The sequence below is a fragment of the Pseudogemmobacter blasticus genome (assembly GCF_003071405.1).
GTDB classification, from domain to species: domain Bacteria; phylum Pseudomonadota; class Alphaproteobacteria; order Rhodobacterales; family Rhodobacteraceae; genus Pseudogemmobacter; species Pseudogemmobacter blasticus.
Genome location: NZ_CP020470.1, coordinates 359,483 through 381,505 on the forward strand (window position 1 = coordinate 359,483; position 22,023 = coordinate 381,505).

Here is a 22,023-nt window from a genome sequence, read left to right on the forward strand (position 1 = left end):
CCGCCGGAACGGGCGCTTGACCTTGCCCCGCCAAGGCGGCAAGCCTTGTTCCCGTGCCGGATCCGCGACGTCTCCGCCTGACCCAATGACGACGCCTGCCAAGCGGAGACACCGACCATGGCCCTTGAAGATGCCAAGACCGAAGTGGACAGCGCCTTCACCCGCAAGGGGCTGCGCGGCTATGCCTTTGAAAACGCCTTCGGCGGCGCGACCAGCTTTCTGCGCCGGACCTATACCAAGGATCTGACCGGCGTTGATCTGGCGATCACCGGCGTGCCCTTCGATCAGGCGGTGACCCATCGCACCGGCACCCGCTTCGGCCCCCGCGCGATCCGCGAGGCCTCCAGCCTGCAACCCTATGACCCGCCGCATGGCTGGCCGACCAACCCGCTGGAAGACATGGCGGTGATCGACTACGGCGATCTGGCCTTCGACTATGCCAAGACCTCGGACTTTCCCGAAACCCTGACCGCCCATATCCGCACCATCCTGGCCGCCGGGGCGGGCACGGTCACGCTGGGCGGCGACCATTACATCACCTTCCCCATCCTCAAGGCCTATGCCGAGAAGTTCGGCCCCTTGGGCGTGATCCATTTCGACGCCCATTCCGACCTTTGGCCCGATGACGACCTGACCCGCATCGACCACGGCACGATGATGTACAAGGCGGTGAAGCAGGGCTACGTCGATCCGAAACGCAGCGTGCAGATCGGTATCCGCACCACGACCGAGGATTACCTTGGCGTGAATGTCATCACATCCCGCGAGGCGCATGAATGGGGCGTGGAACGGGTGGTGGCCACTGCCAGGGACATCGTGGGTGACGCGCCCACCTATGTTACCTTCGACATCGACGCGCTTGACCCGGCCTTCGCTCCCGGCACCGGCACGCCGGTCTGGGGCGGTCTGGCCAGTTGGCAGGCGGCGGCGATGCTGCGCGATCTGGCCGGGATCAACATGGTTGGCGGCGACATCGTGGAAGTCTCGCCCCCTTATGACACGACCGGCGCGACCGCCATCGCCGGCGCCCATGTCGCCTATGAACTGATCTGCCTTTATCACTGGGCAAGGACGCAACGATGAAACGGCTGGTGCGCACCATGGGACTGACGCTTGCTTTCCTGATCATCGCCTTTCTGGGGCTGACGGCCTATGTCCGGCTGGCGCCCAGCGATCCAGCGCAATGGAACGTCTCGCCGCCCGCCACGCTGTGGGCCGACGGCACCCCCTGGGATCAGGTGGTTCCCGCCGAAGGCGCGGCCACGCTGCGGCTTTCGGCCACCAAAGGCGCGCCCGCCGACCTGCTGGCAAAGCTGGATGCCGTGGCCATGGCCAGCCCGCGCACCGAACGGCTGGCCGGCAGCGTGTCCGAGGGGCGCATCACCTGGATCACCCGCAGCCTGCTTTGGGGGTTCCCCGACTATACCACCGCAGAGGTTCGCCCCGATGGTCTTTACATCCACGCCCGCCTGCGCTTCGGCCGCTCGGACATGGGGGTCAACGCGGCACGGCTGACCGACTGGCTGTCGCGGCTCTGACGCTTTCGCCGGAGCCTTGGGGCGCGGTGCCCCTGCCGCCCCTTGACCGGCGGGGGCTTCCGGGCCAAACCCCCAGCCCATGGTTCCGCTCGACAGACTTGCCCAGATCACCCAGCGTTTCGAGTTTCTCGAAGCGCAGCTCAACGCCGGGGCCGCCCCGGCCGAGATCGCCCGGATCAGCCGCGAATATTCCGACCTGAAACCTGTGGTGGACGAGATCAGCGCCTATCGGCAGGCGCTGACAGATCTGGCCGAGGCCGAAGCCATGCTGGCCGACCCCGAGATGAAGGCGCTGGCCGAGGAGGAAATCCCCCGGCTCAAGGCCCGCATCCCGGAAATGGAACAGGCGCTGCGCATCGCGCTCTTGCCGAAAGACGCCGCCGACGCCCGCCCGGCCATCCTGGAAATCCGCCCCGGCACCGGCGGCGAAGAGGCCAGCCTGTTCGCCGGCGATCTGGCCCGCATGTATCAGCGCTTTGCCGAACGCATGGGCTGGCGGTTCGAGGTGCTGGAAAGCACCGCCTCGGATCTGGGGGGCATCAAGGAATTCACCGCCCATGTGCAGGGCGAAGGGGTCTATGCCCGGCTGAAATACGAATCCGGTGTTCACCGCGTTCAGCGGGTGCCCGAAACCGAAGCCGGCGGCCGCATCCACACCAGCGCGGCCACCGTCGCCGTTCTGCCAGAAGCCGAGGAAGTGGACATCGACATTCCCGCCTCGGACATCCGCATCGACACGATGCGGTCCTCGGGGGCGGGCGGACAGCACGTCAACACCACCGACTCGGCGGTGCGGATCACCCATATTCCCAGCGGCATCGTCGTCACCTCGTCCGAGAAATCGCAGCACCAGAACCGCGCCATCGCCATGCAGGTGCTGCGCGCCCGCCTGTATGAGGCGGAACGCGAACGGCTGGCCCAGAGCCGCGCCGCTGACCGCAAGGCGCAGGTCGGTTCGGGCGACCGCAGCGAACGCATCCGCACCTACAACTTCCCGCAAGGCCGGATGACCGATCACCGCATCAACCTGACGCTTTACGCCCTGCCGCAGATCATGGCTGGCGACCTGTCCGAGGTGATCGAGGCGCTGATCTCGCATGATCAGGCCGCGAAACTGGCGGAGATGGACTCGTGATCACGGCGGCCGAGGCGCTGCGGGCTGCGATCCCCCGGCTGCGGGCCGCCGGAATTGACGATGCCCCCGGCGATGCCCGCCGTCTGCTGGCCCATGCCCTGACCCTGCCGCCCGAACGGCTGACGCTGGCCTTGCCCGACCCGATGACCCCGCCGCAGGTGGCGGCCTATGAGGCGGCGCTTGCGGCGCGGCTGACCCGAAAGCCCGTGGCCCAGATTACGGGCGCGCGTCTGTTCTGGGGCCGCAGCTTCCGCGTCACCCCCGATACACTGGACCCACGCCCCGAAACCGAAATCCTTATATCCGAGGCGCTGTCGCAGCCCTTCGACCGGCTGCTGGACCTTGGCACCGGCACCGGCTGCATCCTGCTGTCCTGTCTGGCCGACCGGCCCGGCGCGACGGGCCTTGGCGTCGATGCCTCGGCCGCCGCGCTGAAGGTGGCGGCCGACAATGCCCGCCGTCTGGGGCTGGAAGACCGCGCCGCCTTCGGGCTGTCCGACTGGTTTTCCGCGATCGAGGGCCGGTTTGACCTGATCGTATCGAACCCGCCCTATATCGCCGAGGCTGAAATGCCCGGCTTGGCGCCCGAAGTGCGCGACCACGAACCCCGCATGGCGCTGACACCCGGCGGCGACGGGCTGGCGGCCTACCGCGCTCTTGCGGCCGGGGCGGCGGCGCATCTGACGCCCGGCGGGCGGCTGCTACTGGAAATCGGCCCGACGCAAGGCGCGTCGGTGGCGGCATTGCTGGCCGGGCAGGGGCTGCGGCAGATCCGCATCCTGCCCGATTTCGACGGTCGCGACCGGGTGGTCCTGGCCACAGCGGGCCGCTGACCTGCGAAATCCTGCGACAAATCGAAGAATCCTGTCAAAAAACCGCCGATCTGGCACCGGAGAGGCAGAATCACCTTGCCACTGCGCCAGCCGCGCGTTTATGCAGGCGTCATGCAAGGACGGCTCGGCACGATTGGCCCGGCCCCTGCATCAACCCGATCCTGCCGGAATTTCCAAGGGCCCCCTGCGGCCCATAGAACGGGCCAAGGCAGATCACTGGACCAAAGGCAAAGATGCGCTCTTCGAAGAAACGCTCGCGTTCCAACCAGAACCGCCCGCGCACCCTTGGCAATATCATCAACCGAGTGTTCGACAGCTCCGGGCCGGAAGGCAAGGTGCGCGGCACGCCGCAGCAGATCATCGAGAAGTACCAGATGCTCGCCCGCGATGCGCAGCTCTCGAATGACCGTGTGGCTGCCGAGAATTTCTCGCAACATGCCGAGCATTACACGCGGCTTCTGGCCGAGGCGCAGCGGGAAATGGCCGCCGAGCAGGAGGCGCGTCAGGCGCAGTTCCAGCAGAACGGCAACGGCGGCAACCAGAACCGTGACCGCGAATTCCGGGATCGTGACCGCGACTATCGCGACCGGCCCGATTTCCGTGATCCGGCGGCCGAAGAACAGCCCGCCGTCGAAGTGGTGGAGTTCGGCGCGACCGATGAGGCGGGTCTGGTCGAAACCCCCGAAACCGCCCGCCGCGACCGCCGCGAGGACAACCGTCCGCGCGAGGATCGCCCGCGCGAAGACCGTCCGCAGCAGGGCAACCGCGTGCGCGATGATCGCCCCCGCGAAAACCGCCCGCAAGGCGACCGGCCGCCGCCCTATGAACGGCGCGAGCGCGACAATCGCCGCCCCGAGGCCGAGACCGCCGTCGCCGCACCCGCATTGCCCGAGTTCATCACCGGCGGACCGGCCCTTGCGCCAGCCCCCGCTACTGACCCGGCCCCCGAGGCCGAACCGGCCGCGGCAGCCAAGACGCGGCGCCCGCGAAAGCCCAAGGCCGAAGCGGCAGAATGACACCAAAGGTGGCGCGCGTCTGAATGGGACGCGCGCCATTGCTTTTAAAAGTCAGAGTCTTGTGGGGAAATCTTCGGGTTCTCGCTGAAGACAGCGCCTCAGTCGAAGCTGCGCGCTAGCGTGCAGAACGCTTCCAGAGAAATCTCTTCCGCCCGCGCCGTGGGCGGGATTCCGGCCGCCAGAAGCCGGTCCTCGATGTCGGGTGACAGCCCCTTGAGCGAGGATCGCAGCATCTTGCGGCGCTGGTTGAAGGCCATGGCGGTGATCCGCATCAGCAGCTTTTCCGTCGCCGGATAGCGCGGCGCGGGCAGGGCCGTCAGGTGCACCACCGCCGAATGAACCTTTGGCGCGGGAACAAAGGCTTCTGGCGGCAGGCTCATCACGATCTTCGCTTCGGCCCGCCACTGGGCCAGCAAGGCCAGCCGTCCGTAATGGTCGTCCCGGGGCCGCGCCACGATACGCTCGGCCACTTCCTTCTGGAACATCAGCGTCAGCGACGACCAGAACGGCGGCCAGACAGACGGCGTCAGCCAGCGCACCAGAAGCTCTGTTCCCACGTTATAGGGCAGGTTGGCCACCACCTTGACCGGCGGCCTCAGATGGGCCGACAGGTCCAGGTCCAGCGCATCGCCATGCAGCACGGTCAGCCGGCCCGGATAGGCCGCGGCAATCTCGGCCAGGGCGGGCAGGGCGCGTGCGTCCTTTTCCACCGCCACCACATGCCGCGCGCCTTCGGCCAGCAGGCCACGGGTCAGCCCGCCGGGGCCCGGCCCCACCTCCAGCACATCGCAGCCGGTCAGATCGCCCGCACAGCGCGCGATCTTGGCCGTCAGGTTCAGGTCCAGCAGGAAGTTCTGGCCAAGCTGCTTCTTCGCCACCAGATCATGCGCCGCGATCACCTCGCGCAGGGGCGGCAGCCCGTCGATCGTCGCCATCTGTCCGCCTCCTTCCAGTTGGTCCAAATACCCCGGTGTCCGGGGCTGTGCCCCGGCGGCTACCGCCCGCGGGCCGTGGCCATGTCTTGTGCCAGACGCAGCGCCGCGATCAGGCTGGACGGATCGGCCACCCCCTTGCCCGCAATGTCATAGGCCGTGCCATGATCGGGCGAGGTGCGCACGAAGGGCAGACCAAGCGTCACATTCACCCCACCGGCAAAGTCGATGGTCTTGATCGGGATCAGCGCCTGATCGTGATAGGCGCAGATCGCCGCGTCATAGCCGGCGCGTGCGGCGGCATGAAACATCGTGTCCGCCGGCAACGGGCCACGGATCGCCATGCCTTCGGCCGCCAGACGGGCGACCAACGGGCGGATCATCCGCTCATCCTCCCAGCCCATGGCGCCGCCTTCGCCGGCATGGGGGTTCAGCCCCGCCACCGCCAGACGCGGCGCGGCAAGGCCGAAATCGGCCTTCAGCGCGGCATGGGTGATGCGGATCGTGTCTTCCAGAAGATCTTCGGTCAGAGCCGTCGGAACCTCGGACAGCGCGATATGGATGGTGGTCGGCACCACGCGCAGGCCGGGGCAGGCCAGCATCATCACCACGCGCCCGACACCGGCCAGATGGGCCAGATATTCGGTATGGCCGGGAAAGGCGAAGCCGGCGCCATCCTTCAGCGCCTTCTTGTGGATCGGCGCCGTGCACAACGCCCGCGCCGCGCCTGACTGCACCAGGTCCACCGCGCGGGCGATGACCTCGATAACGCCCGAAGCATTGGCCGGGTCAGGCTGGCCGGGCAGGGCCGGGGCGGCAAAACGATGGGGCAGCACCGGCAACGCCCCCGGCGGCACATCCGCCGCCGCGGCCGGGCTGGCCACTTCCTGAAACGCGGTTCCGGCCGGCAGATGGCGCGGATCGCCCAGCCAGACAAAGGGCAGGCTATCGCCCAGAACGGCGCGCGCCTTGACGGCCAGTTCAGGGCCAATCCCGGACGGATCGCCCGAGGTCAGGACAACGGGGGCGCGGCTCACGGTTCGCGGATGAAGGCCGCGGCGCGCAATTCGGCCAGATAGCCTTCGGCCAGACCGGACAGCTTCTGGTTCATCACCTGATCGCGGACCTGATCGCGCGTGGGTTCGGGGTCCATCACCTGCTGGCGGCCGCACAGCATGATCAGCCGGCGATAGCCAGAACGGGTCAGCGCGCTGGACATTTCACCCAGATCCAGCTTGCCCAGCTCAAGCGCCACATCCTTAGGCACCTCGGACATCGGGGCCTTGGTGATGGTCAGCCGGTCCGCGGGCAGGCCGCGCGCTTCCCGGTTCAGCTCGTTGCAGGTGCGGATCGTGCCCTTCAGGCGGGCCACTTCGGCCGCATCGTCGGGGATCAGGTATTCCGCCCATTCGACCGAGACCTTCACAGGTTCGGCGGTGGTGTCGCGCGCCACGTCGCGAAGCTGGAACAGCACCACGGCACCGGGCACTTCGACCGGGGCCGAGGTGTCGCCCGGCCCAAGGCCAAGGATCTGCCCGGCAATCGACGGCGGCAGGTTCGACAGCGACAGCCAGTCCAGCCGGCCGCCATTGGCGGCGGTCGGCGCTGCGGAATAGCTGCGCGCGGCGGCGGCGAAGGCGCCTTCGGTCTTGATCTCGCCGCTCAGCCGGGTGGCCAGCGCCAGGGCGGCGTCTTCCTTGCCGGGTTCTGCCGGGATCACCAGTTCGGACATCAGCACCCGCAGGGCGCGGGGCCGGGCGGTGGCCTCCAGCGCCTTGTCGATGTCGGCTTCGGACACCGAGACCTGGCCGCGGAAGCGGTCGCGCACGATCTTGCGCCAGACCACGCCAGCCGTGACGAAATCGCGGAAGGTTTCCGGCGCGATGCCCACCTTCTGCAATTCGGCAACCAGTTGCTCGGCAGTCAGGTTGGCCCGGCCGGCAAATTCAGTCATCCCGGCAGTCACTTCTTCTGCCGTGGCCTTCACGCCAAGACGCTTGGCTTCGGACATCCGAAGGCGGTCGGAAATCAGCTCCTTGACGGCTTCTTCCTGCAGGTTGCCGGGTGCGCGCAGCACCTTCATGAACATCACGCGCTGCTGGATCTCGTATTCCGAGATGGCCTGATCGTTCACATAAAGCCGGGGCGCGAACAGGTTCTGCGCCAGGGCGGCCCCCGTGCTGCCGGTTCCGACCGGAGCGCCCATCCCAAGGCCGGCCATGACTCCGGCCAGCGCGGCGGCCATTGCCACCCGTTTCGTCTGCTTCACCCGTGCCGCCTTGCGTTGCATCCTGATCGATCGCCCGCCGTTCAACCTGTTCGCCCGCCTGAACCGCGGGTCTTTGCCCTAATAGCAGCGCCGCGACGGGCCTGCCGTCTTGCCGCCGCCAAAGCCGATAAGATCGACCGAAAGGTCGAAGCTCGTCGTCGGGGTTACACTAGTCGAGGTCGTGAACCGACGCGAGAGGGAAAGATCGACCGCCACACATTCGTTGCGGAATTCCAAACCCAGGCCCGCCAGCGTGCCGCGCTCGGCCTCGAAGTCGTAGCTGCCCGAGGTGGTCAGCGTCCAGGCATCGGTCATCCGCCAGCGCGCGTCATACCGGAATTCGCGCGTCCGGTCGGGGCGGTTCTCGGTCAGGTCGGCTTCGGCCCACAGGGCCGAGGTCGACACCCCCAGCCGTTCCCGGCCCAAGGTCAGCCGCACCTCGCCCTTGGACAGGCTGAAGCTGTCGTCAAAGACCATGCGCCCGGTCACGACCAGCCCCGATTGCCATTCGGCCGTTGCGGCCAGAAGCCAGTCGGAATTCCGGCCATCCAGACCCGAGGCGGTGCCGAACTGCCCGTAATCCCTTTCCCGCAGCACCCGGCCCAGAGTGACGGCCGTGGACCAGCCGTCGGGGTCATATCGCGTCCAGGTCACGCCCAGGTTCAGCCGCGCACCCTTTTCAACCGCATCGGCCCCGGGGAAGCGGTCCAGCGAGAACAGGCTGTTTTCGTCGAACTCGACCAGGGTGCTGTCTTCGTTCGGGATGTTGGCACGGCTGCGCGAAGACCAGACCAGTTGCACCACCGGCTCGATCACATGTGTTGCACCGGCGGTGGTAGTCTTGACCAGCGGCCAGCGCAGCTCGATTCCGGCGGTGGTGTGGCCGCGGGTGTATTCGCCGGCATAGATGGCATCCTGCCCTATGGTATAGGCATCGGCCTGCGCCTCGCCAAGAAGCGAGGCTTCGATCCCGGCAGGCAGGATGAAGCTGCGACGCCAGTCGATCCGGGCCGACAGCCGGCTGACATCGCGCCCGTCGGCGATGCCGTCTCCATTGCCATCCAGCGGATCGGACGAACTGCGCAGGTGGCTGTGGCTTTGCAGGCGAAGCCCGCCTTCGCCGCCCAGAGGGCCCAGCGAAAAGCGCCGATGGAAGGTGACATCCGTCATCAGCGACGGCAGGGTCGCCGCCGTTTCGGTGTCCCGCAGGGTCTGGAAGCTGATGATCCGGGCCGAGAAGAACCCGTTGCGGCGAGTGCGGCTCAACTCGATCCGGCTGTCCAGACGGTCGGCATCGGTGATGCCGTAATCCAGAAGATAGGCCGGGTCGGTGGTGGTGATGCCCGAAAAGCTCAGGATGAAACTGTCCGGCAGATTGAAATAGCCGATGGCCTTCAGATAACCGCGGGTGTCGCCCGGCATCAGGTCATCACGCGACAACGCACCGTTCAGCTCGATCCAGCCGCTGCTGAACGCCTGACGATAGCGCAGGTCAACAGACCGCGCGCCCTTCGACGTGATATAGGGCGCAAGCGTCAGGTCGCGGCTGGTTCCGATCGGGATGAAATAGGGAACCTTGATCCCGAAACCCAGATCGGACGTGGTGCGGATTGTCGGCGACAGGAAACCCCGTGCCCGTTCAAGCGTCGGGTCGGGCATCCGCAGGCGCGGGATGTAGAACACCGGAACGCCCGCGACGCGGAACTGGGCGTGATCGAAGTAAAGCTGACGCTCCACCTCGTCATGCACCACCCGGCGGGCGCGGATTTCCCACAGCGGCACCGGGCTTGACGCGCAGACCTTGCAGGACGAGGCAACGACGCGGTCCAGCGCGGTATAGCGCCCGGCGACCCGCATCATCCGGCTGGATGCCAGTTGCAACTGCTGGTTCAGAACCAGACGGGCACTGTCGAGGATGCCTTCGGTCATGTCGGCCGACAGATCGGCGGCCGAGGCAAGGATCAGCGTCTCGCCGCTGGCATCGGTCATGGTGATCGGGCCGTCGATCACCAGCCGGTCGCCGGTCTGGTCATAGACCACCCGGCTGGCCCGCAGCCGGTAGCCCTGGTAAAACACCTCGACATTGCCGGTCGCGATCAACTGGCTGTCGCCGGCAATTTCCAACTGGTCAGAGACAAGGGTGGCGCGGTCCGCATCCTGCGCCGTTGCGGCAAACGGCAGGAGGGCGGCCAGAGCGGCCGTGAGAAGGCGGGTTCGAAGGAATCGGATTAGTCCCATACCCATGCTCTAGCCGTCCTCCAGATGGAGGAGAAGTCCAAGCGCCAGCATGACCGCCGCCGCAGGCGGGCCCCAGGCCGCCAACGCCAGCGGGATCTGGCCGCTTTCCCCCAGAGCCTGCGCAAAGTTGCGCAAAAAGAACAGGGCAAACCCGGCCAGCATGGCCAGCAACACCATTTTTCCTGTGCCGCCAAAGCGGGTCGGGCGCATGGTGAACCCGGCCGCCACCAGCACCATCGCGGTCAGCAGCAGCGGCTGTGCCAGTTCCATCTGGAACCACAGCTTGTAAGAGCGCGAGGAAAACCCCGCCCGTTCAAGCCCGCTGATATAGCCGGGAAGCTGCCAGATCGGCACGGTCGACGGGGTGCCGAAACTGTCGCGGATTCGCTCGGGCGTCAGGTCTGACGGAAGTTTGGTCCCATCCGGCCAGCTTTCGGCGGAAAGTTCGGGGTTCGGCGCGTCAAGATCCCAGTGCTTGGCCCCGTCCAGCCGCCAAGCGCCGGTTTCCAGCCGGGCCTCGCGGGCCTCGATCCGGGCGACGGGGGTGCCGGCAGGGCCGAAGGTCAGGAAGCTGACGTTGTAAAGCTCCGTCCCGTCCAGGTTGGACCGCGCCGCCTGGATGACGGTCTGGCCATAGTCGCCCCCCTGCCGCAGCCAAAGCCCGGTGTCCGACACCGACAACACCGCGCCCCCCGACAGATAGCGCGACCGGAGGTCTTCGTAGGTTTTCGACGTGGCTGCCACCAGCGGGTTCAGGACGGCCACGGTCAACATGCCCAGGGCCGTTGCCACGATGACCGGCGTGGCCAGAAAGCGCAGCCCGGACCGGCCCGCCGCGCGCACCACCACCAGTTCGGAGGACCGTGCCAGCGCAAGGAACAGCGTGATGGCGGCGATGATCAGGATCAGCGGCAGGATGCGATACAGCGTTTCGGGCACGTTCAGCAGCGACAGATGCGCCGCTTCGCCCAGACCGATGTTCTGACCCGAGAACTTGCGCAACTGCTCGATCATGTCGATCAGCATCAGGATGCCGAAGAAGATCAGGAACACCTGGGCCACGACCATCAGGAAGCGCCGCGCGATATAAAGCGAAAGTGTCATGCCGCTGCCCCTTCGCTGGCTGCGCCGGGGCGCGGGCGCCGCCGGGGCTGCTGCGACAGCCACAGCAGGGCATAGGCCACCACGCCGCCCGCCAGCGGGGCTGCATACATCACCGGCCAGGCCGCGGCGTTGCGCAGCACCACGCCCGAGGCGGCGGTGTTCACAAGTTGCAGCCCGATGATCAGCAGCACGGCAAACCCGATCTGCCGCCACAGGCCAAAGCGGGAAAAGCCGCCCAGCATCAGCGCCGCAAAACCGACAAGCGGCGCGACAAGGCCCAGCATCGGGGTGGAAATGCGGCTATGCGCCTCTTCCAGAAAGGCGGCGCGGCTGGTCGCCATCGCCTCGATCTGCGCGGGATCGGCGGCCAGAAGGTCGGCGGTGGACAACTCGTCCACCACCTTGCGGCGGTCCGCCCCGGTCTGGACGATGCCCGACAGATCCAGCGTGAAGGTCGTGAACCGGGTGATCGACACCCGGGGCGGCGTGTCGCGCGTCAGTTGCTGGATCGACCCGTCCAGCATCACCAGTTGCGGCGCGCTCACCCCCCGCACGATCAGGGCCCGGCGGGCGGTGTAGATCGACCGCACGGGCGGCGTTGCGCCTTCGGCTGTGTCTTCAGGAATACGTTCGTCCGACAGGAACAGGTCGTTCAATTCGCCCAAGGGGGTGATTTCGCGGATATACAGCGTCACGCCATTGGACGGGTGCATGAAGCGCCCTTCGTTCAGGAACCGCGCGGTGATGTCCTGATTGATCTCGGCGCTGCGTTCCTGAAGCCGTGTCTGGGCCATCGGCACCAGCACGTTGGACAGCACAAGCTGCATCGCCATGACGCAAAGGCCGAAGAACAGCACCGGCCGCGCCAGCCGCATTGAGGAAAAGCCGGTGGCCTGCATCACCACAAGCTCGGATTCCTGGGCCAGCCGGTTCACCGCGTAAAGGCAGGCGGCAAAAGCAGAAATCGGCAGCACCAGCCGAATGACATTGGGCAGCGACAACAGCGAGAACTCGACAAAGACCAGCGCCGATTGTCCGTCACCGATCAACTGGTCGAACAGGCCGACGGCACGGTTGACCCAATAGACAGCCACCAGCACCAGGCTGAAAAAGCCGAAGAGCTGCAGCAGGTTGGACAACAAGTAACGGTCGAATCTGGACAAGGCCGCCCGCGGTTCCACAAGATGTTGCGGTTGAGGTGGCCGGACCCTAGCCGAATTGCCGGCAAGGGAAAACTCCTATCTGGTCATTGCCGGGCCGCTTGGATAGCGTTGCGGCAATGGCCCGCCGACCCCGACCCGGTGTCAGGATTGCCGCAAAGCCATCCATGATCCTTCAGCCGCAAGGTACACCCGATATGTCCCATCCCATTGCCATCCCGTTCCGTGAGGTTGATGCCGAGGCCCTGTTGACGGCCGAAGGGCGCATCGCCCTGCTGGCCGAGCCGGGCACGGCACTGGGGGCGGCGGCGCGGCGGCTGGACCGGGCCAGCCGGGGCGCGGTGGCACGGGCGCTGGCCTCCGATGCCTTCGGCAAGCTCAAGCCCGGCGATGCGCTGGAACTGGCCTTTCCCGCCGGCCTGGCCTGCGAGGCGCTGCAACTGGTGCGTCTGCCCAAGCGCACCGATACCGCCAGCGCCCGCCGCGCCGGCGGCAGCATTGGCCGCACCCTGGGCGAAGCCCCGCTGACCGTGCTGGCCGACACGCATCCGCGCGCCGCCGAAGTGGCCTTTGCCCTGGCGCTGCGGGCCTATGATTTCACCGCACACAAAAGTGGCGAGCAGAAGCCGGCTGGTCCGGTTCAGATGATGGTTTCCTCGCCCGAGGTGGTCGCTGCCGAGGCCGCGCCTCTGTTCGCGGTGGCCGAAGGTATCTGTTTCACCCGCGATCTGGTGAACGAACCGGCCAATGTGCTGACCACCTTCGAATTCGCCGAACGGCTGTCGGCCCTGTCCGCGCTTGGGGTCGAGGTCGAGGTGCTTGAGGAGGAAGACCTGTCCCGTCTGGGCATGGGCGCGCTGCTTGGGGTGGGGCAGGGATCGGAAAGCCCCTCCAAGGTGGTGGTCATGCAGTGGAAGGGCGCCGATGCTTCGGTCGCGCCGCTGGCGCTGGTGGGCAAGGGCGTGGTCTTCGACACCGGCGGCATCTCGATCAAGCCCGCGGGCGGCATGGAAGAGATGACCATGGACATGGGCGGCGCGGGCGTGGTGGCGGGCGTCATGCGGGCGCTGGCGCTGCGCAAGGCCAAGGCCAATGTCGTGGGTCTGGTCGGGCTGGTCGAGAACATGCCCGATGGCCGCGCGCAGCGGCCGGGCGATGTGGTGCGCAGCATGAAGGGCGACACGATCGAGGTCATCAACACCGATGCCGAGGGGCGTTTGGTGCTGGCCGATGTGCTGTGGTACGCGCAGGAACGCTTCCAGCCGCAGGCGGTGATCGACCTGGCCACGCTGACCGGAGCCATCATCGTGGCGCTTGGCGGCGAAAATGCCGGCGTCTTTTCGAACGATGATACGCTCTGCGGGGCCTTCCTCAAGGCCGCCATGGCCGAGGGCGAGGGCGCCTGGCGGATGCCGATGGGCGAAGGTTATGACGCGCGGCTGAAAAGCCGGATCGCCGACATGATGAACGTGGGCGGCCGCGAAGGCGGCGCGATCACCGCCGCGCAGTTCCTGGCGCGTTTCGTCAAGCCGGACGTGCCCTGGATTCACCTCGACATTGCCGGGGTGACGCTGGCGAAATCCGATCAGACCCTGTCGCGCAAGGGGGCCACCGGCTGGGGCGTTCTGGCGCTGAACCGGCTGATCCGCGACCGCTATGAACGCTGACCCGGCCTGACCCGGACACCGCGCCATGGGCATCGTGAACTTCTACCACCTGACGCGCTTTTCGCTGGACGAGGTTGTCACCATGCTGTGCGACCGCGCCTTGCAACAGGGCTGGCGGGTGATGGTGCGCGACGCCGACCGCGCGGCGCTGGAACGTCTGGACGGCCGGCTGTGGCTGGAACCCGAAGACGGCTTCCTGCCGCACGGTCTGGCGGGCGGGCCGCAGGATGCCGATCAGCCGGTGCTGCTGGGGCAGGGCGCGGCGGTGAATGGCGCCTGTGCGGTGCTTCTGCTGCGTGCCCTGCCGGTGGATCTGGCCGAAGCGCAGGCGATGGAACGGGTCTGGTTGCTGTTCGAAGGCGCCGACGAAGCCCAGGTCGCGGCGGCGCGGGTTCAATGGAAGGCCGTTACCGCCGCGGGCCTGCCGGCGCAATACTGGGCCGATGCCAGCGGCAAGTGGGAAAAGAAGGCCGAAAGCCCGGCCCCATCGGGCGCCTAGCGCGACAGGATCATCTTGCCGCCGTCGATCTCGACCCGGAAGCGGCGCAGGTAATCCATCCCCAGCAGCGAGACATCCATCTCGCCGTCGGTCACATAGGCGGCAAAGTCACTGTCCCGGAACGGGCCAAGCACCACTTCGGGCAGGGTGACCCGCGCCGTGCGCACCGTGCCGTTCGCGGTTGAGGCCTGGCCGGCAAAGACCAGCGACTCGGTCTTGATGCCCAGCCGTTCGGCATCGCGGCGCGACAGGACCATGTTGCTGGCCCCGGTATCGGCCAGGAACAGCACGCCGGTGCCGTTGATGTCGACCTGGGCGTAATAATGCCCGTCAAGGGCGCGCGGCAGTTCGACCGTGCCGCCTTCGGTCATCATCTGGCGCGGCAGCACGTCCTGGCGGATGTCGTTCCACAACCCATAGCCCGCCATCACACCCAGAAAGATCAGCCCCCAGGCCATTGCCGTGCGCAGCGCCATGCCAAGGCGCTTGCGGTATTCCACCATGACCCAACCGCCGACGGCGACCAGAAGCAGCACGAGATAGGCCATCCGGCCAAGGGTATCACCATCCATCGGGGTCTCCTTGCCGAAGCGAGTGGGGCCGAAGCGATATGGGGAAGGCCGGCGGCAAAGGGAAGATCAGCCGACAATCCCGGTCTGGCGGATGCCGTCGATCACGAACTGCACCGACAGCGCGGCCAGAAGCATCCCCAGCAGCCGGGTGATCACGATGGTGCCGGTCCGGCCCAGCAGCCGCTCCATCGGGGGCGAGGCAAGGAGGAAGGCGAAGGTGACGGCCATCATCACCAGCATCAGCGCAATCACCGTGGCCGCACCGCGCCAGTCGGGGCCAGATTGCGTTTCGGCCTGACCCACCAACAGGATCATGGTGGCAATCGCCCCCGGACCGGCGATCAGCGGCGTGGCCAGCGGGAACACCGAAGGGTCGTGGTCGGGTTCTGCCGTCTGGCCCTCGCGCCGCTGGGTGCGGCGTTCGAACAGCATGTCCAGCGCGGTCAGGAACAAAAGGATGCCGCCCGCGATGCGGAAGGCCGACATCGAAATGCCGACGAAATTCAGGATCGATTCGCCGGCCAGCCCGAAAACCGTCAGCAGGAAGGCCGCGATCAGGCAGGCGCGGCGGGCCATCGTCCGCCGCTGTGCCGGGGATTTGCCCCGTGTCAGGGCAATGAACATGGGCACAAGTCCCGGCGGGTCGATCACCACGAAAAGCGTGGCAAAGGCGGTGATGAGGAAGGCACTGTCCAGCATGGCCAAAGGCTAGCCTGCGGCAGGGCGATTTGGAAAGCGGAACCTTGGGGCGCTCAGGTCTTGGCGGCGTCCAGCCGTTCCTGCGCGGCCAGCCACAGCGCCTCGGCCTTGACCTCGGCCTCTTCCAGCTCGGCGAACTTGGCGGTCCACTGGTCCAGCTCGGCCTTGCGGGCATCGTCGTAAAGATCGGGCTCGGCCATCTTCCGGGTCAGTTTGGTGCGCATCTCGGCCAGCCTTTCCAGCCGTTCCTCGCATTTGCGCAGGTCGGCCCGCAGGGCAAGCAGATCATCGCGCGAGATTTTCTTTGTCTTTTCAGCAGGTTTCGCGGCAGATTTCACACCGTCTTCGCCCGCCAGAAGCTGCGCGCGATAGGTTTCCAGATCTTCGGAATAGGGCGTGACCGTGCCATCCTTGACCAGCCACAGCCGATCGGCCACCAGGTTCAGCAGGTGCATGTCATGGCTGACCAGCACGACCGCGCCGGTATAGTCGGTCAGCGCCTCGACCAGGGCTTCGCGGCTTTCGATGTCCAGGTGGTTGGTCGGTTCGTCAAGGATCAGCAGATGCGGCGCGTCGATGGTGGCCAGCAGCAGCGACAGCCGCGCCTTCTGCCCACCGGACAACCGCCCGACCTTGGTATCGGCCTGATCCGCCCGCAGGCCGAACCCGGCCAGCCGCGCGCGATGGCGTGGGCCGTTCTCGGCCGGGCGCAGCCGCGCGATGTGTTGAAGCGGCGTTTCGTCGATGTAGAGCTCATCCACCTGATGCTGCGCGAAATAGCCGATCCGCAGCTTGGAAGATTTGGTCAGTCGGCCTGTGGTCGTCTGAAGTTTGCCCGCCAACAGCTTGGAAAGGGTTGATTTTCCTTCCCCGTTGCGGCCCAGAAGGGCGATGCGGTCATCCTGGTCGATGCGCAGCGAAAGCTGGCGCAGCACCGGCGGCCCGCCATAACCGACCGAGGCGCCGTCCAGCGTCACGATGGGGGGCGACAGTTCTTCGGGTTCGGGGAAGGTGAACTTGGCCAGCGCCGCCTCTTGCGGGGAGGTGGCGAATTTCAGCCGTTCGATCATCTTCAGCCGCGACTGCGCCTGCCGCGCCTTCGAGGCGGTATAGCGGAAGCGGTCAACGAACCCTTGCAGATGGGCGCGGCGGGCTTCGGCCTTGCGGTTCTCGGCCTCGATCACCGCCAGCCGGGCGGCGCGGGTTTCGGCAAACGTATCGTAAGACCCGGAGTAATAGGTCAGTTTGCGGTCTTCCAGATGCAGGATTCCGGTCACGGCGCGGTTCAGCAGGCCGCGGTCATGGCTGATGACGATGACCGTATGGGGGTATTTCGTCAGATAGCTTTCCAGCCACAGCGCCCCTTCCAGATCAAGGTAATTGGTCGGTTCGTCCAGCAGCAGATAGTCGGGCTGGGCAAACAGCACGCCCGCCAGCGCCACCCGCATCCGCCAGCCGCCAGAGAAGGCAGAACAGGGCATAAGTTGTTTTTCTGGCTCGAATCCAAGACCGCGCAGGATCGAGGCGGCGCGGGCCTCGCCCGACCAGGCGTCGATGTCATGCAGCCGGGTCTGGATGTCGGAAATGCGGTGGGCATCGGTGGCGGTTTCGGATTCCGCCAGCAGCGCCGCGCGTTCGGTATCCGCCGCCAGAACCGTATCCAGCAGCGACACTTCGGAGGACGGCACTTCCTGCGCCACACCGCCGATGCGGGCGCGGGCCGGCAACTGGATTGCGCCGCCTTCCAGCGACAGCTCGCCCCGGATCAGCCGGAACAGCGTGGTCTTGCCGGTGCCGTTGCGGCCGACAAGCCCGACCTTGTGGCCGGTGGGAATGGTGGCAGAGGCGCCCTCGAACAGGGGGCGGCCTTCAACGGAATAGGTGATGTCTTCGATGCGCAGCATGGCGCCTGCCTTGCCGCAGGCGGCGGGCAAGGTCAATCGAACCCGGTGGTGACAGGGGCAAAAAGGCCGTCTTTCCTGCGTCTTCCTTTTGTCTTCCTGACGTCTTCCGGCGGCGGCAGGTCTTTTTCGGCTGTCTTTCCTTTGTCGGAAACCCGTGATAGCAGCCGCGCCATCCGAACGGGCCACAGCGGCCCCCAGATCATGGAGAGCCAGATGGCCACCGAACGCACCCTGTCGATCATCAAGCCCGATGCGACCAAGCGCAACCTGACCGGCAAGATCGTTGCCAAGTTCGAAGACGCCGGCCTGCGCGTCGTCGCTTCCAAGCGCATCCACCTGACCGCCGCGCAAGCCGGCGAATTCTATGCCGAGCACAAGGAGCGCGGCTTCTATGGCGAGCTGGTGGCCTACATGGCCAGCGAGCCGGTCGTGGTGCAGGTGCTGGAAGGCGAAGGCGCCATTGCCAAGAACCGCGAAGTGATGGGCGCGACCGATCCGGCGCAGGCCGATGCCGGCACCATCCGCAAGGAATTCGCGCTGTCCAAGGGCGAAAACTCGGTCCACGGGTCGGACAGCCCGGCTTCGGCCGCGCGCGAGATCGCCTTCTTCTTCTCGGGCCTTGAACTGGTGGGCTGAGCGGGATCGCCGGGCAAATTTCTTCGAAGAAATTTGGCCCTAGCCCCGGCGTTCCACCACACCGAAATAGGACAGGGCCGCCTCCAGATCGGAGCGGCCCTTTTCCTTGGTTCCGGCCATGCTGGCCTTGATCGCATCGAAACGCTGCCGCAGCGCCTTCTTCTCGTCACCCTGGCAATCGTTCCAGGGCCGGCCCTGCAGGCCCATCACCAGAACGTAATAGCCAATGAAATGCGGCGCCGCGCCCGAAAGCAGCAGGCGGCGATAGGCTTCGTCCGCGCCCAGCGCGCGGATCTCGTCGGCGGAATGGATGCCGGCGCGGGCAAAGGCCGCTTCCGACGCGGGGCCAAGGTTCGGGATCGAGGAAACGGGATCGGCCATGGTCATCTGCCCGGAAATGCAACAGGGCCAGCCTTGCGGCTGGCCCCGGTTCCGTCAAGGACGGGATGTCAGATCGACGCCCAGTCGGTATAGACGGGCTTGCCGGCCTGCGGCTGCGGCATCGGGGTGCCCTGCTGCTGCGGCTGCGAAGGGGCCGGGGTGGACCCTTGCTGAATCTGTTTCGAGGCCATGTGACTGCTCCGCGCTGGCTCTTGCTTCAAGGTGTCGCATTGCATGAATCCTTCGCGGCGGCCCGGTCAAGTGGGCAATACTACGGATACCGCCCGGGCCGGCCATTCCTCGCCGGAAATTGATGGAAATCTAGCCCAGCGCGGTGGCCGGAAAGCCGATTTCGGCCAGCGCCTGAACCAGCCTCTCGGCCGGGGCGCCTTCGGCGGTGACCTGACGGGTGGTCAGGTCCACCGTGACGGCGGTGGCGATCGGGGCAAGGGCGGCTTCGACGCTGGCCTTGCAATGGCCGCAGGACATGTCGGGAACGGAAAGTGTGGTCATGGGCAGGCTCCTTCTTGCCGGTCATATGGGGGTTCCTGCCGCTGGAAGGTCAAGCACCAGTTTTGTGGCCCGGCGGGCCTTGACCTTCCCGTGACTGGAACCCCCATATGGGCTGGGCAAGGAGACATTCCATGACCGCGCCCGGCCCGATTTCCCACCCGCCCTCAGACACCGCCCGGCTGACGCTTGAGGGGATGACCTGCGCCTCTTGCGTGGCGCGGGTCGAACGGGTGTTGCAGGCGCAGCCCGGTGTGGAAAAGGCCGCCGCCAATTTCGGCACGGGCGAAACGGTGGTGCGCTTCCACGCCCCCGCCACGCGCGAGGGCATGGCGGCGGCGCTGGCGAAGGCGGGCTATCCGGTGCGTCCGGTGGTGGTGGACCTGTCGGTTGACGGCATGACCTGTGCCGCCTGCACCGGCCGGGTGGAACGGGTGCTGAAGGCGCAGCCCGGCGTGGCGGCGGCGGTGGCCAACCTTGCCACCCGCCGCGCGCAGGTGACGCTGTGGGAACCCGTCGTGCCCGAGGCGCTGGCGGCGGCGGTGCGCAAGGCGGGCTTTGCCGCCACGCCACTGGCCGAAGCCGCACCTGCCGATCCGCGGGCCGAAGAACGGCGGCTATGGGGCGCGGCGGCGCTGGCGGGGGTGCTGGCGGCCCCGGTCTTTGTCACCGAAATGGGCGGGCATCTGATCCCGGCCTTTCATATGTGGCTGCACGCGCAGATCGGGATGCAGGTGCTGTGGCTGATGCAGTTCGTGCTGGCTACGCTGGTGCTGATCGGGCCGGGGCGGCGGTTCTATCTGAAAGGCGTGCCGGCGCTTTTGCGCGGGGCCCCCGACATGAACAGCCTTGTCGCGGTGGGCACCGGCGCGGCCTGGGCCTATTCCACGGTGGTGCTGTTCGCGCCGGCGCTGGTGCCGGCGGCCTCTCGGGCCGTCTATTTCGAGGCGGCGGCGGTGATCGTGGTGCTGATCCTGATCGGCCGCGCGATGGAGGCGCGGGCGCGCGAGCAGGCGGGGGCGGCCATTGCGCGGCTGGTGGGCCTGCAGCCCAAGGTCGCCCGGCTGGAGGACGGCACCGAGGTGCCGGTGGCCAGCCTGATGCCGGGGATGCGCATTGCGCTGCGGCCGGGGGAACGGGTGCCGGTGGATGGCGTCGTGGTCTCGGGCGGGTCGGCGGTGGACGAATCCATGCTGACCGGCGAGCCGGTTCCGGTGGCCAAGATCCCGGGCGATGCGGTCAGCGCGGGCACGGTCAACGGCACCGGCGCGCTGGTGGCCGAGGTGCGGGCGGTGGGCGCGGGCACGGTGCTGGCGCGGATCGTGGCGCTGGTGGAAGAAGCGCAGGGGTCGAAACTGCCGGTGCAGGCGCTGGTGGACCGGGTGACGCTTTGGTTCGTGCCGGTGGTGATGGCGGTGGCGCTGCTGACGGCGGCGGTCTGGCTGGCGGTGACCGGCGACATGGCGCGAGCGCTGGTTTCGGGCGTGTCGGTGCTGATCATTGCCTGCCCCTGTGCCATGGGGCTGGCGGTGCCGGTCTCGATCCTGGTCGGATCGGGCCGGGCGGCGGAACTGGGCGTGCTGTTCCGCCGGGGCGAGGCCTTGCAGCGGCTGGCGGGCGTGACGCGCGTCTCTTTCGACAAGACCGGCACGCTGACCGAAGGGCGGCCAAGGGTGACGGCGGTACACGGGCCGGGCTGGGTGCTGCCTGGTGCGGCGGCGGTCGAGCAGCACAGCGAACATCCGTTGGCGGCGGCGGTGCTGGCGGCGGCGGGCGAGGTGCCCGAGGCCAGCGATTTCCGCGCCCTGCCGGGGCTGGGGGCCGAGGCCAGGGTGGCGGGCGCGCGGCTGTCGGTGGGCGCGGCGCGGATGTTCCCCGCCATTCCCGCGCGGTTGCAGGTGCTGGCCGATGCGGCGGCGGGGCAGGGGGAAAGCCTGCTGTTCGTCGCCCGCGAGGGCGAGGTGCAGGGGCTGATCACCGTGGCCGACGCGCCGCGCGCATCCGCCGCCCGCGCCGTGGCGGCCTTGCAGGAGCTGGGCGTGACCCCGGCCATGATCAGCGGTGACACGCCGGCCGCCGCCCGCGCGGTGGCCGCCCGTCTGGGCATTGCCGAGGTTGAGGCAGGCGTGCTGCCCGAAGGCAAGCTGGATCTGATCCGCCGCGGGGGCGGGGCCTTTGTCGGGGATGGCATCAACGATGCCCCGGCGCTGGCGGCGGCCGAGGTGGGCATCGCCATGGGCACCGGCACCGATGTCGCCATCGAGGCGGGCGAGGTGGTGCTGATGCGGGGCGACCCGCTGGCGGTGGCCACCGCGATCCGCCTGAGCCGGGCGGTGATGCGCAACATCCGGCAGAACCTGTTCTGGGCCTTTGGCTACAATGTGGCGCTGATTCCGGTGGCCGCCGGGGTGCTTGTGCCCTTTGGCGGGCCGCAGCTTTCGCCGATGCTGGCGGCGGGGGCCATGGCGCTGTCTTCGGTTCTGGTGCTGACCAATGCCTTGCGTCTGCGCTTTGTCAGGGGGGTGGAATGAACATCACGGAAGTGGCGCGGCAGTCTGGCCTGCCGGCCAAGACCATCCGCTATTACGAAGACATCGGGCTGATCCGGCCGCTGCGGTCTTCGAACGGCTATCGCGCCTTCCGCGACAGCGACCTGCACAAGCTGGCCTTCATCGGCCGCGCGCGGTCGCTGGGGTTTTCCATCGAGGACTGCCGGTCGCTGCTGGCGCTGTATGAGGACAAGGATCGCGCCAGCGCCGATGTGAAGGCACTGGCCGGCCGGCATCTGGAACGGATCGAGGCCAAGCTGGCCGAATTGCAGGCGATGCAGGCCACGCTGACGCAGCTTGTCCATGCCTGCGCCGGCGATGCGCGGCCCGATTGCCCGATCCTGGCAGGTCTGGCCACAGGGCCGGCCTGCTGCGCCTGAC

Annotated in this window: 23 protein-coding genes; 10 read left to right on the top strand and 13 right to left on the bottom strand. The window is 67.3% G+C overall.

Annotated features, from left to right (window positions below; all coding sequences use genetic code 11):
- The first annotated feature begins 117 nt into the window (after positions 1-117).
- The 5 genes from speB (at position 118) to B6K69_RS01815 (ending at position 4,522) form a co-directional block, all read left to right on the top strand.
- Complete coding sequence (gene speB / locus B6K69_RS01795; RefSeq protein ID WP_108642563.1) at positions 118-1,083, top strand: agmatinase; 966 nt, start codon at positions 118-120, stop codon at positions 1,081-1,083.
- Positions 1,080-1,538, top strand: a complete 459-nt coding sequence (locus B6K69_RS01800; RefSeq protein ID WP_108642564.1) for a DUF1499 domain-containing protein — start codon at positions 1,080-1,082, stop codon at positions 1,536-1,538. The genes speB and B6K69_RS01800 overlap by 4 nt, the downstream gene beginning before the upstream one ends.
- Before the next feature lie 79 nt (positions 1,539-1,617).
- A complete protein-coding gene (gene prfA, locus B6K69_RS01805; RefSeq protein ID WP_108642565.1) occupies positions 1,618-2,673 on the top strand; it encodes a peptide chain release factor 1 in 1,056 nt (351 codons plus the stop codon).
- Positions 2,673-3,506 (top strand): peptide chain release factor N(5)-glutamine methyltransferase, encoded by an 834-nt coding sequence (prmC, locus tag B6K69_RS01810; RefSeq protein ID WP_108644728.1) that lies wholly within the window; start codon positions 2,673-2,675, stop codon positions 3,504-3,506. The genes prfA and prmC overlap by 1 nt, the downstream gene beginning before the upstream one ends.
- A 233-nt stretch (positions 3,507-3,739) precedes the next feature.
- Complete coding sequence (locus B6K69_RS01815; RefSeq protein ID WP_108642566.1) at positions 3,740-4,522, top strand: DUF4167 domain-containing protein; 783 nt, start codon at positions 3,740-3,742, stop codon at positions 4,520-4,522.
- Between the two features lie 98 nt (positions 4,523-4,620).
- On the opposite strand, the gene rsmA is transcribed toward B6K69_RS01815, so the two are convergent.
- From rsmA to lptF, 6 genes are all read right to left on the bottom strand, one after another.
- Positions 4,621-5,457, bottom strand: a complete 837-nt coding sequence (gene rsmA, locus B6K69_RS01820; protein WP_108642567.1) for a 16S rRNA (adenine(1518)-N(6)/adenine(1519)-N(6))-dimethyltransferase RsmA — start codon at positions 5,455-5,457, stop codon at positions 4,621-4,623.
- A 59-nt stretch (positions 5,458-5,516) separates the two neighbouring features.
- Positions 5,517-6,491 (bottom strand): 4-hydroxythreonine-4-phosphate dehydrogenase PdxA, encoded by a 975-nt coding sequence (gene pdxA, locus B6K69_RS01825; protein WP_108642568.1) that lies wholly within the window; start codon positions 6,489-6,491, stop codon positions 5,517-5,519.
- A complete protein-coding gene (locus tag B6K69_RS01830) occupies positions 6,488-7,723 on the bottom strand; it encodes a peptidylprolyl isomerase (RefSeq protein WP_164681860.1) in 1,236 nt (411 codons plus the stop codon). Before B6K69_RS01830 ends, pdxA begins: the two co-directional genes overlap by 4 nt.
- A 78-nt stretch (positions 7,724-7,801) precedes the next feature.
- Positions 7,802-9,961 (bottom strand): LPS-assembly protein LptD, encoded by a 2,160-nt coding sequence (locus B6K69_RS01835; RefSeq protein WP_228156786.1) that lies wholly within the window; start codon positions 9,959-9,961, stop codon positions 7,802-7,804.
- Between the two features lie 9 nt (positions 9,962-9,970).
- The gene (gene lptG, locus B6K69_RS01840) at positions 9,971-11,065 is read right to left on the bottom strand and encodes an LPS export ABC transporter permease LptG (protein ID WP_107672782.1); all 1,095 of its coding nucleotides are present in this window, start codon (positions 11,063-11,065) and stop codon (positions 9,971-9,973) included.
- Positions 11,062-12,228, bottom strand: coding sequence for an LPS export ABC transporter permease LptF (gene lptF, locus B6K69_RS01845; protein ID WP_108644730.1), 1,167 nt, complete (start codon positions 12,226-12,228; stop codon positions 11,062-11,064). Before lptF ends, lptG begins: the two co-directional genes overlap by 4 nt.
- Positions 12,229-12,422: 194 nt before the next feature.
- On the opposite strand from lptF, the gene B6K69_RS01850 reads away from it, so the two are divergent.
- Together B6K69_RS01850 and B6K69_RS01855 are read left to right on the top strand one after the other, a co-directional pair.
- A complete protein-coding gene (locus B6K69_RS01850) occupies positions 12,423-13,892 on the top strand; it encodes a leucyl aminopeptidase (RefSeq protein ID WP_108642570.1) in 1,470 nt (489 codons plus the stop codon).
- A gap of 25 nt (positions 13,893-13,917) precedes the next feature.
- Positions 13,918-14,391, top strand: coding sequence for a DNA polymerase III subunit chi (locus tag B6K69_RS01855; protein WP_107672780.1), 474 nt, complete (start codon positions 13,918-13,920; stop codon positions 14,389-14,391).
- On the opposite strand, the gene B6K69_RS01860 is transcribed toward B6K69_RS01855, so the two are convergent.
- The 4 genes from B6K69_RS01860 to B6K69_RS17970 form a co-directional block, all read right to left on the bottom strand.
- Positions 14,388-14,963: a retropepsin-like aspartic protease family protein gene (locus B6K69_RS01860; RefSeq protein WP_108642571.1), complete on the bottom strand. Its 576-nt coding sequence runs from the start codon at positions 14,961-14,963 to the stop codon at positions 14,388-14,390. The two genes, B6K69_RS01855 and B6K69_RS01860, sit on opposite strands and share 4 nt — an antisense overlap.
- 66 nt (positions 14,964-15,029) lie before the next feature.
- Complete coding sequence (locus B6K69_RS01865; RefSeq protein ID WP_108642572.1) at positions 15,030-15,662, bottom strand: MarC family protein; 633 nt, start codon at positions 15,660-15,662, stop codon at positions 15,030-15,032.
- A 53-nt stretch (positions 15,663-15,715) separates the two neighbouring features.
- The gene (locus B6K69_RS01870; protein ID WP_108644731.1) at positions 15,716-17,566 is read right to left on the bottom strand and encodes an ABC-F family ATP-binding cassette domain-containing protein; all 1,851 of its coding nucleotides are present in this window, start codon (positions 17,564-17,566) and stop codon (positions 15,716-15,718) included.
- A gap of 32 nt (positions 17,567-17,598) precedes the next feature.
- Positions 17,599-17,787 (bottom strand): hypothetical protein, encoded by a 189-nt coding sequence (locus tag B6K69_RS17970; RefSeq protein ID WP_123876514.1) that lies wholly within the window; start codon positions 17,785-17,787, stop codon positions 17,599-17,601.
- On the opposite strand from B6K69_RS17970, the gene ndk reads away from it, so the two are divergent.
- Entirely contained in the window at positions 17,780-18,202 is a 423-nt protein-coding gene (ndk, locus tag B6K69_RS01875) for a nucleoside-diphosphate kinase (RefSeq protein WP_108644732.1), read from the top strand. The two genes, B6K69_RS17970 and ndk, sit on opposite strands and share 8 nt — an antisense overlap.
- A gap of 39 nt (positions 18,203-18,241) precedes the next feature.
- Here the strand turns inward: ndk and B6K69_RS01880 are convergent, their stop codons facing one another.
- From B6K69_RS01880 to B6K69_RS01885, 3 genes are all read right to left on the bottom strand, one after another.
- A complete protein-coding gene (locus B6K69_RS01880; RefSeq protein ID WP_107672777.1) occupies positions 18,242-18,583 on the bottom strand; it encodes a TfoX/Sxy family protein in 342 nt (113 codons plus the stop codon).
- A gap of 68 nt (positions 18,584-18,651) precedes the next feature.
- Positions 18,652-18,774, bottom strand: coding sequence for a hypothetical protein (locus B6K69_RS18525; protein WP_257791673.1), 123 nt, complete (start codon positions 18,772-18,774; stop codon positions 18,652-18,654).
- A 130-nt stretch (positions 18,775-18,904) separates the two neighbouring features.
- A complete protein-coding gene (locus B6K69_RS01885) occupies positions 18,905-19,096 on the bottom strand; it encodes a heavy-metal-associated domain-containing protein (RefSeq protein WP_108642573.1) in 192 nt (63 codons plus the stop codon).
- A 131-nt stretch (positions 19,097-19,227) separates the two neighbouring features.
- Between B6K69_RS01885 and B6K69_RS01890 the strand changes: the two genes are divergently transcribed.
- Both B6K69_RS01890 and cueR read left to right on the top strand, forming a co-directional pair.
- Positions 19,228-21,624 (top strand): heavy metal translocating P-type ATPase, encoded by a 2,397-nt coding sequence (locus B6K69_RS01890; protein ID WP_108642574.1) that lies wholly within the window; start codon positions 19,228-19,230, stop codon positions 21,622-21,624.
- Positions 21,621-22,022 (top strand): Cu(I)-responsive transcriptional regulator, encoded by a 402-nt coding sequence (gene cueR / locus B6K69_RS01895; protein ID WP_108642575.1) that lies wholly within the window; start codon positions 21,621-21,623, stop codon positions 22,020-22,022. Before B6K69_RS01890 ends, cueR begins: the two co-directional genes overlap by 4 nt.
- Position 22,023: the final 1 nt, after the last annotated feature.

What these genes read in the sequence shown, in the direction of transcription:
- speB (WP_108642563.1), top strand. Translation starts at nt 118, where the DNA reads ATGGCCCTTGAAGATGCCAAGACCGAAGTGGACAGCGCCTTCACCCGC.
- B6K69_RS01800 (WP_108642564.1), top strand. Translation starts at nt 1,080, where the DNA reads ATGAAACGGCTGGTGCGCACCATGGGACTGACGCTTGCTTTCCTGATC.
- prfA (WP_108642565.1), top strand. Translation starts at nt 1,618, where the DNA reads ATGGTTCCGCTCGACAGACTTGCCCAGATCACCCAGCGTTTCGAGTTT.
- B6K69_RS01815 (WP_108642566.1), top strand. Translation starts at nt 3,740, where the DNA reads ATGCGCTCTTCGAAGAAACGCTCGCGTTCCAACCAGAACCGCCCGCGC.
- rsmA (WP_108642567.1), bottom strand. Translation starts at nt 5,457, where the DNA reads ATGGCGACGATCGACGGGCTGCCGCCCCTGCGCGAGGTGATCGCGGCG.
- B6K69_RS01835 (WP_228156786.1), bottom strand. Translation starts at nt 9,961, where the DNA reads ATGGGACTAATCCGATTCCTTCGAACCCGCCTTCTCACGGCCGCTCTG.
- lptG (WP_107672782.1), bottom strand. Translation starts at nt 11,065, where the DNA reads ATGACACTTTCGCTTTATATCGCGCGGCGCTTCCTGATGGTCGTGGCC.
- B6K69_RS01850 (WP_108642570.1), top strand. Translation starts at nt 12,423, where the DNA reads ATGTCCCATCCCATTGCCATCCCGTTCCGTGAGGTTGATGCCGAGGCC.
- B6K69_RS01855 (WP_107672780.1), top strand. Translation starts at nt 13,918, where the DNA reads ATGGGCATCGTGAACTTCTACCACCTGACGCGCTTTTCGCTGGACGAG.
- B6K69_RS01860 (WP_108642571.1), bottom strand. Translation starts at nt 14,963, where the DNA reads ATGGATGGTGATACCCTTGGCCGGATGGCCTATCTCGTGCTGCTTCTG.
- B6K69_RS01865 (WP_108642572.1), bottom strand. Translation starts at nt 15,662, where the DNA reads ATGCTGGACAGTGCCTTCCTCATCACCGCCTTTGCCACGCTTTTCGTG.
- B6K69_RS01870 (WP_108644731.1), bottom strand. Translation starts at nt 17,566, where the DNA reads ATGCTGCGCATCGAAGACATCACCTATTCCGTTGAAGGCCGCCCCCTG.
- ndk (WP_108644732.1), top strand. Translation starts at nt 17,780, where the DNA reads ATGGCCACCGAACGCACCCTGTCGATCATCAAGCCCGATGCGACCAAG.
- B6K69_RS01880 (WP_107672777.1), bottom strand. Translation starts at nt 18,583, where the DNA reads ATGGCCGATCCCGTTTCCTCGATCCCGAACCTTGGCCCCGCGTCGGAA.
- B6K69_RS18525 (WP_257791673.1), bottom strand. Translation starts at nt 18,774, where the DNA reads ATGGCCTCGAAACAGATTCAGCAAGGGTCCACCCCGGCCCCTTCGCAG.
- B6K69_RS01885 (WP_108642573.1), bottom strand. Translation starts at nt 19,096, where the DNA reads ATGACCACACTTTCCGTTCCCGACATGTCCTGCGGCCATTGCAAGGCC.
- B6K69_RS01890 (WP_108642574.1), top strand. Translation starts at nt 19,228, where the DNA reads ATGACCGCGCCCGGCCCGATTTCCCACCCGCCCTCAGACACCGCCCGG.
- cueR (WP_108642575.1), top strand. Translation starts at nt 21,621, where the DNA reads ATGAACATCACGGAAGTGGCGCGGCAGTCTGGCCTGCCGGCCAAGACC.